The organism is Flavobacterium cutihirudinis, assembly GCF_003385895.1.
Classification (GTDB): domain Bacteria; phylum Bacteroidota; class Bacteroidia; order Flavobacteriales; family Flavobacteriaceae; genus Flavobacterium; species Flavobacterium cutihirudinis.
Genome location: NZ_QRDQ01000010.1, coordinates 202,996 through 214,970, shown reverse-complemented (window position 1 = coordinate 214,970; position 11,975 = coordinate 202,996). Strand labels below are relative to the sequence as shown.

The following is an 11,975-nucleotide window of genomic DNA, read 5'->3' as shown; positions in this document are numbered from 1 at the left end:
AAAAAGGTCAAATTCAAACATTTAAACGCATAGCTTTATATCATAATTTTCCTAACTTTTTTTTATACTTCATTACAAACTGATTTTATAACCTTAAAAAAAATCTCATGAGCATGCTTAAAAAATTAAATCAGAATCAAAAAAAAATTAAAGTATTCTTGTTTTTGCTATTATTTATAGGATTTACAACAATTACTAACGCACAAAAAAACAAATCAAAACCTAATATATTGGTCATTTTTGGTGACGATGTTGGGGTTTCGAATGTAAGTCTTTATAGTCGTGGTCTAATGGGATTCACAACTCCCAATATCGATAAAATTGGTAACGAAGGAGCTGTTTTTATACAATATTATGCCCAGCAAAGTTGTACTGCGGGACGGGCTGCTTTTATTACGGGACAATCACCTTATCGAACTGGACTAACAAAAGTAGGATTGCCAGGATCCCCAGTAGGATTACAAAAAGAAGATCCAACAATAGCAGAATTTCTTAAACCATTAGGTTATGCATGTGGTCAATTTGGTAAAAATCATCTTGGTGATCAAGACAAATATTTACCAACTGCTCATGGATTCGATGAATTCTTTGGAAACTTGTATCATCTAAATGCTGAAGAAGAACCAGAAAATGCAGATTATCCAAAAGGAGAAGAATTTAAAAAAGCATTTGGTCCTCGTGGCGTATTAAGATCAACTGCAGGAGGAAAAATTGAAGATACAGGACCACTTACGAAGAAAAGAATGGAAACGGTAGATGAAGAATTTTTAGCCGCTGCTAAAGATTTTATCACAAAATCAGCCAAAGCTGGCAAACCTTCCTTTACGTGGTTTAACAGTACTAGAATGCATGTTTTTACACATTTAAAACCTTCCTCACTAGGGAAAACAGGTCTTGGAACTCAAGCAGATGGAATGGTTGAACATGATGCAATGGTTGGGGAACTTTTAAAACTCTTAGATGATCTTAAAATTGCTGATAACACAATTGTAATCTGGACAACGGATAACGGTGCAATGAAAAATCAATGGCCTGATGGAGGTTCGTCTCCATTTCGTTCTGAAAAAGACACGAACTGGGAAGGTGCTTATCGCGCACCGGCTGTTATACGTTGGCCTGGTGTAATTAAACCTGGAAGTAATTTAACTGGATTATTTTCTGCAGAAGATTGGTTGCCTACTCTAGTAGCGGCTGCCGGAGGAGATCAAAATATAGCTCAAAATGCCCAAAATGGAGTTCAGGAAGGAAACAATAATTTTAAAGTCCATTTAGATGGTTACAATCAGGTACCTTATCTAAAAGGAGAAAGCGGAAGTGTTCGACATGATTTTATTTATTTTGATGATGATGGTAATCTTGTTGCATATCGTGACGATCGTTTTAAATATACTTTTTCTGCTCAATATGCTAAAGGAATGGAAATATGGCGTAATCCAATGGTCAAACTAAGAGGACCTTTTATAATTGATCTATTAGCAGATCCTTATGAATATGCAGTTGATGGTTCGATAGGATACGAGAAATGGATGATGGATCGTGCATTTTTGATTTTACCAGCTGTATCTAAAGTAGCAAACTATTTAGAAACCTACAGAAAATTTCCGCCTCGTCAGGCACCAGCAACATTTTCAATAGATGAAGTAATTGCAAAATTACCTAAACCTCAAATTGAACGATAAAAATCTTAAAATCTATTAATACTAAAAAAAAAGTCCTAATTCAACAACATGAATTAGGACTTTTTTTTTACTAAAACTTCATCTTCTGAATTCTAACCGCATTCAAAATCGCTAATAAAGCAACCCCGACATCAGCAAAAACCGCTTCCCACATTGTAGCGAGTCCACCGGCACCGAGAATTAACACAAAAGCTTTTACCACAAATGCCAACGTAATATTCTGCCAGACAATCTTTTTAGTTTGTTTTCCGATATTGATTGCCATGGCAATTTTGCTTGGTTTGTCGTCCTGAATAACAACATCTGCAGTTTCGATGGCGGCATCACTTCCTAAACCTCCCATTGCGATTCCAACCGTACTCAGCGCAATTACAGGAGCATCATTCACACCATCGCCCACGAAAGCAATTGTTTCGTTTTTGGCTTTAATTTCGTTTACTTTATTGACTTTATCTTCAGGAAGCAAATCGCCAAAAGCTTTTGAAATACCAAGTTTGTCCGCAACAAACTGAACAACGTTTGTTTTATCACCGCTCAGCATTGTTAGTTTAACTCCTAACGATTTTAGTTTTGAAACGGTCTCTTTTGCATCTTCTTTAATTTCATCAGCAATAGTTAAATAGCCTGCAAATTTATTGTCGTAAGCAATCGCAATTGTGGTGTAAACTATAGAGGACGGATCAATATCATAAGAAATATTAAATTTATCGAGAAGTTTAAAATTCCCTACATGCAATTGTTTTGCGTTGAAAGAAGCTTTTAATCCATGTCCGGAAATTTCCTCGATGTCTTTCAATTCAACTGAAGAATCAATTTGTCCGACGTAATCGTGAATTGCGGTGGCGACAGGGTGTGTGCTTCGGCTTTCTAATACATTAATTAGTTTTAATATTTCGGCTTTATCAAATTCCGGTTTTATAATAACATCCTGAACTTTAAAAACACCTTCTGTCATTGTTCCCGTTTTATCCACCACTACATTCTGAATAGTCGAAATACTATCCAAAAAATTGCTTCCTTTAAAGAGAATTCCGTTTTTACTTGCAGCTCCAATTCCGCCAAAATAGCCAAGCGGAATACTAATGACTAAAGCACAAGGACAGGAAATTACAAGAAAAACCAAAGATCTGTACAGCCAGTCTTTAAAAAAATAATTATCGACGAAAAAAAACGGAATCAAACAAATGGCAATCGCCAAATAAACTACAATTGGCGTATAAATTTTAGCAAATTTTCGAATAAACAATTCCGCAGGAGCTTTTTTTGCAGTAGCATTTTGAACCAATTCCAGAATTTTTGACAATTTACTATCACTGTAAGCCGTAGTAACTTTTACTTCTATAATTGTACTTCCGTTAATCATTCCAGCCAAAACAGTATCACCTTTCTTTTTGGTATCCGGTTTGCTTTCTCCGGTTAGAGCCGCTGTATTTAGCGAAGCCGCATCTGATAACAATTCACCATCTAAGCCTAATTTTTCTCCAGCTTTAAGCTGAATAATTGCACCTATCTGAACGTCTTTTGCTTTGACTTTGACAGGAACATTATTCTCTAAAATAGTAACCTCGTCCGGGCGCTGATCCAATAAACTTTTAATACTGGATTTAGCTTTGCTTACGGCCATTCCCTGAAAAGTTTCTCCAATTGTATAAAACAACATAACGGCAACGCCTTCAGGATATTCTCCAATTGCAAATGCACCAATCGTTGCAACACACATCAGGAAAAACTCGGAGAAGACATCTCCTTTCATTATACTTTCGTAAGCCTCTTTTAGAACCGGATATCCTACAGGAAAATATGCAATTACGTACCAGGCAATTCTAACATATCCAACAAACCAATATTGCGGAAAATAATTATCAAAACCAATTCCAATAAGCAATAAAATGAATGATATAATTGAGGGCAGAAACAGTTTGAATAAGTTTCCTTCTACTTCATGTTCATGATCGTGACCATCGTGATCGTGACTACTATGATCTGCATGAACAGGTTCGTCATGACAACAGCAGCTTGGCGATTTTGCTTTATTTTTTGTGCTTTTTACTTCTATATCTTGATGTATCATTGAAAATTTTAAACTTTTATAATTTTGCTTAGCAGGTCTGGTTTTCCAAGTTTAGAAACCTGCAATATTAATGTTCTAAATTTACGGATTTTGTGGCAATTGTTTTTATCCCAAAATAATTTAAATACATAAAAGCCTTTATATCAATACATTTTTATCATTTCTGTTTAAAAAACTTTGGCATTTAATAACCAAAAGCAAACATAACTAACTACTAATCTAGTAGTTACAAAAAGTTTAAACGAATCGATAACGAGATAAAATACAATCAACTTTTTAACAGCCAGAATTGTATTTCGAATTGATTTTACACTTTCTTAAAAAATATTGTATGTGGTAAGAAAATTTCGTTAACTTTAACACTAATTAACACATTATTAAGCCTTAATATCCAACTATAATACAATTTATATAGCATAACAATAAAAAGATTTTCAAAATAGCATTAGTACATATTTTTTTTCGCAGTTCAATTAATTAACATTAAAACAGTCTAATCAATGAAATGTAACACACTAATATCAGCCTTTTTATTATTATTTAGCATGCAAATTTTTGGGCAGGTCTATACCGACAAAATTGTAGGGAAAAAAAATGCCGAGTTAAAAGATAGTCTTAAAGTAGAAAAGTACCCCTATGCTCTTCCAATTTGGGGAGAAAAAGTAGCTCAAAAAGGATATAAACTTCCCTATTCTGCCGGAGTTTCAGTTAATTACTTTTGGCAGGAATCTGAGATTGTTATCAATGATTTGAATATTGGTTTTAATCACGGCCCTCAATATAACTTAGATGAAATCGTACGATTTAATAAATCAACTGTAGAAGCCGGTGCACTTACTATTAGACCAGATGTTTGGTTGCTTCCCTTTTTAAATATTTATGGAATTTTCGGAAAAGCAAATACAGCAACTAAAATCAATGCAGGGATTTGGGTTCCGGATTCAGATAACAATTGGTCCGAAATTGCGAGTTTCAGTACCAAAGCAAATTTTGATGCCACAACTTTCGGTATCGGTATGACGCCAACAATTGGTATTGGAGGAGGTTGGTTTGCGCTGGATATGAATATGGCCTGGACCGATATCAGTTCGTTAGATAAACCTGCTTTTTCTTATATTTTTGGACCAAGATTAGGTAAAACTTTTAAATTCAACAAACCTGACACCAATATCGCCGTGTGGGTTGGAGCTTTTAGAGTTCATATTTCCGGAGACACAAACGGAGATTTGCCTTTGTCTGATTTTATTGATCTAAGCGGCGCTCAGGCTAAAGTAGACAGTGGTCTTCAAAAAGTATCCGAAAATCAAACAAAAGTAGATAATTGGTGGGATGGCCTTACACCGGCAGAACAAAAAAATCCGGTTAATGTAGCCAAACACAACACAGCAAACAGAGCCTTAGACAGAGCAGGAACTTTTCTGGCAACTCTGGACGGAGCTTTAAGCACTGCTAGTGATTCATCTGTACAGTATTCGCTTCAAAAAAGACCAAAAGATATGTGGAACTTTATTATTGGGTCTCAATATCAATTTAACAGACACTTTATGTTTCGTGCAGAATGTGGTTTCTTAGGAAGCCGTACACAAGTTCTGGGTAGTCTTCAATACCGTTTTGGACTGTAATTCATCCATTATATGAAAAAGATTTTATTAATCGTTTTTACCATCTTTTGTATCAGTTCAGCCCAATCACAAGTTTTAATTTCCTTAATTTTTGGAGATAAACTTAATTCGGAGTTTTTGGAATTTGGTTTAGAAGGTGGGGCAAATTTTTCTACCATTTCAAATATGGAATCTTCGGGAACAAATCCTGGTTTTAATCTTGGATTTTACTTCGATTTTAGATCAAAGAAAAATCCAGCCTGGATGATTAATACCGGCGTTATTGTAAAATCTCCTATGGGTGCGCAGGGAATTCCGGTTTATCCCACAGGCGATACCAATTTAGACAATACTTTTGCCGGCGGAAGTGTAAACCGTGAAATACGCTATTTTAATGTTCCTATTTTGATAAAATATCAATTCAAAAACAATATCTATGTAAAAGCCGGACCACAGTTTGGCTTGTTAGCAAAAGCTTTTGATGAATTCAAAACTGAATATGAAAAAGACGATGTTCTCTATAAAAGAAATATTCGCGATCAAATTCATGTTATTGATGCAGGACTTGCAGCCGGACTTGGCTATCATCTAAATGTTGGTAACGGTCTTAATTTTACCGTTCAGTATTATTACGGTCTGGTAACCGTAATGAAAGGCGACGGACCAAATAATCAATTCAACAGATCCTGGTATATTACTGCAGGAATTCCTATTGGAAAAGGAAAAGCGGCGAGAAAAAAAGCCGAAAAAGAAGCGGAACTGAATAAAATTATTCTTCCTGAAGACGAAAAACCTCAGCCAAAAAATTAAATTGTCCGTTTAGGAATAATTTTAAAAAAAATTGGAGGTTTAAATTCCTGCAAGGTTTTCAAAACCTTGTAGGTATTTGCATTCATAGAAATGGCACTATAAGTTGGGCTGCCAAATTTAATTAAATCTGCAAAAATTCATTTGGGCTCTTTTTTATCCCGCTAGGGATTAAATATCGGTAGAAAAAATATCTCAGTTAAATTTTGTCCCGTAGGGACTATATCTCTAATGCTATTTTTATTAAGAATTATATAAAATGTATAGTCCCTACGGGACAAATGCGCATTAGATAAAATTAATTTCTACCGATATTTAATCCCTAGCGGGATAAAAAAACGAACGAAATTCTAAAATTTATAACTTTAAAATTTACATCCAACCTACAAGGTTTTGGAAACCTTGCAGGAAAACTCAAAAAGTCTACTAGTTTTCACTCAATAAAAAAGCAAAATACACTGAACCTCGATTTTAGACTATTTTGTATTTACTGATGCAATAAAATGAAGGATTTCCTGAATATTTAAAATCAAATCGGGGTCACTATACAAAATCGCATTGTTTGGCATAAAAGGCATTTCAGCCGAAAGTGGATTTTGAACCGCAATTGTTCCACCTGCTGCTTTAATTGCTTTTAGACCTTCTGTCCCATCTGTATTGGAACCTGATAATAAAATCCCGATCAGAGACGAACCATAAACCTCTGCAGCTGATTCAAAAGAAACATCAATACTTGGACGACTGTAGTTTATTTTTTCGGAAGTATCTAAAGCAAGAATTTCTTCTTTTTCAAATAATAAATGATAATTAGAAGGTGCGATATAAATAAAACCCGGTAAAAGAGGCAATTTATCTTCAATAGCTTTTACTTTTATATTTGACTTTAATGTGATTAAATCCTCTAAAGTCTGATCGTCTGTACTTTTTCTATGAAGAACAATTACCAATGCAAAATCATTAAGTTTGATCAGCTCAGGCAAAATCTGCATTAAAGCATTCAAACTACCCGCAGATCCTCCAATAATAACTACTTTGCAATTCGACATTATTTTAATTTCCTCCATATTTTATCTTTATCCAATTGTTTGTATTTGTTAGGAGCAATAGAATATTTTATGGTTTCTTTTGTTCCTAAAGCTAAAAAACCAAGAACAGCTAAACTTTCATCAAATAAATTAATAACCCTTTTTTGAAGATCTGCGTCAAAATAGATTAAAACATTACGGCACAAAATCATATCAAACTCATTAAAAGAAGTATCTGAAACCAAATTGTGCTGTGAGAAAACCATTTTTTCTGCCAAATCACCATTGAACTTTGCAATACCGTAATTTGCAGTATAATAGCTAGAAAAATCTTCCTGACCGCCGGCATCACGATAGTTTTGCGAATATTCTTTCATCATTCTCAATGGAAAAATTCCTTTTTTGGCCGTTTCTAAAACCGTAGCATTAATATCGGTTGCATAAATTAACGATTTATGAAGCAAACCAGCTTCTTTCAGCATTATGGCCATAGAATATACTTCTTCGCCGGTTGAACAACCCGCGTGCCATAACCTGATAAAAGGTTTTGTTCCTAAAAGGGGTAAAATTTGCTTTCTCAAAACACTATAGAATGCCGGATCACGAAACATTTCTGTTACATTAACTGTAATTTCGTCAACCATTCTTTTGTAATATTCCGGATCAGACCGAACTTTTGAAAGAAACTCATGAAAATGCGTAAAGCCATCTAATTGAAAAACTCTATTTACACGCCTTTTAAGCGAAGCTTTCGAGTAACTTCCAAAATCAAAACCATAATATTCGTAAACTTCGTTGATAAGCGTCTCTAACTCAATATCCTCAATCATAATAACATTCAAATTTTACTCAAATTCTATTTAGAATAAGCAGTAATTTATCAACATCTACCGGTTTTGAAATATAATCATCTGCCCCAGCCTCTAAACATTTTTCTTTATCGCCAGTCATGGCTTGAGCAGTTACCGCAATAACAAAAGTTGATTCTCTTGACGGAATCGCTTTTATTAGCGGAATTGCATCGTAACCATCCATTTCCGGCATCATCATATCCAACAAAACTGCATCAATCTTTTCATCTGATTGTAATAGTTTTAATGCTTCTTCTGCACTTGTGCAAGACAGACAATCATAAGATTTGACACGTAATGTATGCGTTAATGCAAAAATATTCCGGGAATCGTCATCTACAATTAAAAGTCGTTTTTTACTCATTTATTATTATTTTATGAAACCTAACAGATTAAAAAAAACTGTTAGGTCTTTCGTGAAATCATTTTATTTTTAAACTTTATCGTAAAGCCAAACACGCAATAACGACAACAACTGATCAACATCTACCGGTTTTGTGATATAATCTGACGCTCCGGCTTTTATACATTTTTCTCTGTCTCCTGTCATGGCTTTTGCTGTAACGGCAATCAAAGGCAGATTTAAATATTTCGGATTCGATCTTATTTTCTCAGCTGTTTCATAACCATCCATATTTGGCATCATCATATCTAATAAAACTACATCAGTGTCTGGATTTTCATTCAGAATTTTGATTGCTTCATTTCCGTCAAAAGCCGTAATAATATTCATTTTAAAAACTTCTAAAGCTTTTGTAAGCGAATAAATATTTCGGACATCATCATCAACAATCAGCACTTTTTTATCGTGTAGAATGTTGTTGAGTAAATTTAGTTTTTTATACCCTTCTTTTTTATCTTTTCCTTCTTTTTTATCTTCAACCAAATGTAGAAACAACGAAACCTCATCTAACATTCTTTGGTACGAATGAGCCGTTTTTACAATAATCGAATCAGCATATTTTTTAATTTTTACTTCTTCCTTAAGCGACAAACTTTTTCCAGTAAAAACAATTACTGGCAAATTCTCCAATCCAGGATTTTTCTTCACACCATCCAAAATTTGGTAGGCTTGTTTATCCGGAATTCCCATATCCAGAATTACACAATCAACTTCGGTTTTGTTTAAAGCCTGAAGTCCTTCAGACACTTCACTCTTAATTTCTGAATTAATATTATACGTTTCTAGGAAATAAGCTAAAGCTTTGGCATGTTTCGGATTATCTTCAATAATTAAAACCTTTTGCGCTTCTTTATTAATAATATGTTCGATTCGTAAAAACACGTCAGGAATTTTCTCAAAAGCTACCGGTTTATCTAAGAAATCAACAGCACCTTTTAGCAAACTTTCTTGTTTTAATTTGTGTGAAGACATGATATGAACCGGAATATGCTTCGTTTCGGAGTGATTTTTTAATTCTTCCAAAACTTCCCAACCGCTTTTCACCGGAAGTTCAATATCCAGCAAAATACCAACTGGCTTATAAAGCACTGTAAAATTCAAGGCATAATCGCCGCGAACTGCAACAACACCTTTATATCCTTTTTGACGTGTAAAAGTCAAAAGTGATTTAGCAAAATTGACATCATCTTCAACAATCAAAATTACTTTATCGCCAACTTTAATTGAGTTTCGGTCGTCGTCTATTTCGTCAGGAATTACGGGACTTATATATTTTTTTGCGACAACTGGCTCCACTTCTGGTTCCAATTCTGTGAAATCCATTGGAGGTATTTTTTCCACATTTATTTTATTATACGCTGCACCAAATACAGGAAGACATAAAGTGAACGAACTTCCTTCATTAACTTTACTATGAAGAATTATTTCTCCTTTTAATAATTTTGCCAATTCCCTGCTAATTGATAATCCCAGACCTGTTCCGCCGTATTTACGTTTTGTAGATCCATCGGCTTGCTGAAAAGCTTCGAAAACAAGCGGTTGTTTCTCTAACGGAATCCCGATTCCGGTATCTTTTACAATAAAGCAAATAATTTTTTCGTCGTCTGTGCTAATTTTTATTTCAAGGCTTACTTTTCCTTTTTCAGTAAATTTAATTGCATTTGAAATCAGGTTTTTCAGAATTTGTTCCAAACGCATTTTATCTGTTTTGATGACAATTGGCGCTTCTCTTGCGATAATTTCAAATTCAATTCCTTTTTCTTTAGCAACCAGATTAAACAAATTCCAAAGTGTATCTGTAATTTCTTTAGTCGAAACATCAAGAAATTCCAGCTCCATTTTTCCGGCTTCAATTTTAGATAAATCAAGAATTTCATCAATAAGACCTAATAAACTGTTTCCTGAACTCTGAATTACTTTTGCAAACTCAATTTCTTCAGTGTTCATGCTTTGATTATTATTCTCAGATAATAATCGGCTTAAAAGCAAAATTGAATTTAAAGGCGTTCTAAGCTCATGCGACATATTCGCCAAAAACTCCGATTTATAGCGCGTTGTAAGCTCCAAAGCTTCTGATTTTTTCTGGATTTCGTTGTTTTTTTCTTCCAATAAAACACTTCTTTCAGACAATTCTTCATTGGTTTGTTCCAATTCTTCCTGTTGTACGCGAAGTTCTTCTTCAGAAGCCTGAAGTTTCTCTGTCTGCGCTTCCAATTCAGCATTAATTGCTTCCAGTTCGGTATGTTGTTGCTGAAGTTCCTCAGATTGTGCTTTCGTTTCTTCGAGTAATTCCATCACACGTCTTCTGTTCTGAGTAGATCGAAGTGCAATACCAATGTTGTTGGCAATTACGCTGAAAAATTCCAAATGAAGTTCTGAATAACCATAGATACTTGCTACTTCAAGTGCACCTTCAATTTTATTATCAAATAAAGGCACAGCCACAATATGCGTTGGTTTAACCTGACCTAAAGCATAATTGATCTGAATATTGTCCGGAGTCAGCGTTTTTAATTCTAAAACCTTTTTAGACGCAATCGCCTGCCCAATAAGCCCCTCTCCTTTTTGAATGCGTTCTCTCGTTTTGCTCGGTATATAACTATAACCACCAGCAGCAAGAAGCTCATTTCCATCGATCACATATAATACTCCTGCGCTACTGTTGGTATAATTGCACAAAAATTCTATAATATCTTTTGATAATTTCTCCAATGTTTTATCGCCTAACATGGTATTATTGAGTTCTGCAATACCGCTTTGAAGCCATTCCTTTTGTGACAATAAATCAAACGAGTGTTTTAGGTTAACTCCCATTGTATTAAGAGATTCACCAACACTACCAAGCGCATCTGCTTTTGTATCGTCTACACGAATATCATAATTCCCTTTTGAAATATTAGTTGCAATGGTACTGATAGCCTCAATTCTCTGCGCGGTTTCAATATCTTTTTTCTCTAATTCATTTTGTAAAAAAACACGTTCGTTATAGTCTTTCAGAATTCGGATTAAGAATACAATCGAAATTAAAAAGGCAATAAAAAAGGCAACCACAATCAAAACCAAACTATACGTACCATATCGCTCTGAATTGGCACTTCGTTCTTCCAGCAATTTTCGTTCGATACTCTCAATTTTTCTGATCATAGCACGAAGTTCGTTCATCATCTTTCTTCCTTCATTCAAATCAAAAGTCACCGTGTTTTTACCAAGACGTTTCTTGACAACCTGATTGTTTAGGTATTTAAAGAAATTAGCCCTTTTAACTTTCAGTTCTGCTAATTGCTTTTGCTGTAAAGGATTGTCATTGGTCAATACTTCCAGTTTTTCAAAATACGAATTTGATCTGGCTTCATACTCATTATAGCGCTCAGCAAATTGCTCGTCGCCAGTAATAAGGTAACCACGCATACTGGTTTGCGCTTCTGTAATAATTGCCGAACCTTCATTTAAATTATAAATCACTTCTTGCGTATGATTCACCCAAAAATTACTGTTTAACAGACTTTTGATGCTTATAAACGAAGCGACTGAACTAATC

General features: G+C 34.5%; 8 protein-coding genes. 3 read left to right on the top strand and 5 right to left on the bottom strand.

Annotated elements, in window-relative coordinates:
- Positions 1–107: 107 nt before the first annotated feature.
- Positions 108–1,679, top strand: a complete 1,572-nt coding sequence (locus BD847_RS15590) for an arylsulfatase (protein ID WP_115889190.1) — start codon at positions 108–110, stop codon at positions 1,677–1,679.
- Between the two features lie 70 nt (positions 1,680–1,749).
- Here BD847_RS15590 and BD847_RS15585 read toward each other — a convergent pair whose 3' ends face one another.
- The gene (locus BD847_RS15585) at positions 1,750–3,750 is read right to left on the bottom strand and encodes a heavy metal translocating P-type ATPase (RefSeq protein ID WP_115889189.1); all 2,001 of its coding nucleotides are present in this window, start codon (positions 3,748–3,750) and stop codon (positions 1,750–1,752) included.
- A 500-nt stretch (positions 3,751–4,250) separates the two neighbouring features.
- On the opposite strand from BD847_RS15585, the gene BD847_RS15580 reads away from it, so the two are divergent.
- Both BD847_RS15580 and BD847_RS15575 read left to right on the top strand, forming a co-directional pair.
- Complete coding sequence (locus BD847_RS15580) at positions 4,251–5,372, top strand: hypothetical protein (RefSeq protein WP_115889188.1); 1,122 nt, start codon at positions 4,251–4,253, stop codon at positions 5,370–5,372.
- A 12-nt stretch (positions 5,373–5,384) separates the two neighbouring features.
- Positions 5,385–6,161 (top strand): porin family protein, encoded by a 777-nt coding sequence (locus tag BD847_RS15575; RefSeq protein WP_115889187.1) that lies wholly within the window; start codon positions 5,385–5,387, stop codon positions 6,159–6,161.
- A 473-nt stretch (positions 6,162–6,634) separates the two neighbouring features.
- On the opposite strand, the gene BD847_RS15570 is transcribed toward BD847_RS15575, so the two are convergent.
- The 4 genes from BD847_RS15570 to BD847_RS15555 all read right to left on the bottom strand — a co-directional run bounded on the left by BD847_RS15570 (position 6,635) and on the right by BD847_RS15555 (position 11,917).
- Positions 6,635–7,204: a chemotaxis protein CheB gene (locus tag BD847_RS15570; RefSeq protein ID WP_244201620.1), complete on the bottom strand. Its 570-nt coding sequence runs from the start codon at positions 7,202–7,204 to the stop codon at positions 6,635–6,637.
- The gene (locus BD847_RS15565; RefSeq protein ID WP_115889185.1) at positions 7,204–8,013 is read right to left on the bottom strand and encodes a CheR family methyltransferase; all 810 of its coding nucleotides are present in this window, start codon (positions 8,011–8,013) and stop codon (positions 7,204–7,206) included. The genes BD847_RS15570 and BD847_RS15565 overlap by 1 nt, the downstream gene beginning before the upstream one ends.
- 19 nt (positions 8,014–8,032) lie before the next feature.
- Positions 8,033–8,398 (bottom strand): response regulator, encoded by a 366-nt coding sequence (locus BD847_RS15560; RefSeq protein WP_115889184.1) that lies wholly within the window; start codon positions 8,396–8,398, stop codon positions 8,033–8,035.
- A 69-nt stretch (positions 8,399–8,467) separates the two neighbouring features.
- Entirely contained in the window at positions 8,468–11,917 is a 3,450-nt protein-coding gene (locus BD847_RS15555) for a response regulator (protein WP_244201619.1), read from the bottom strand.
- Positions 11,918–11,975 lie beyond the last annotated feature (58 nt).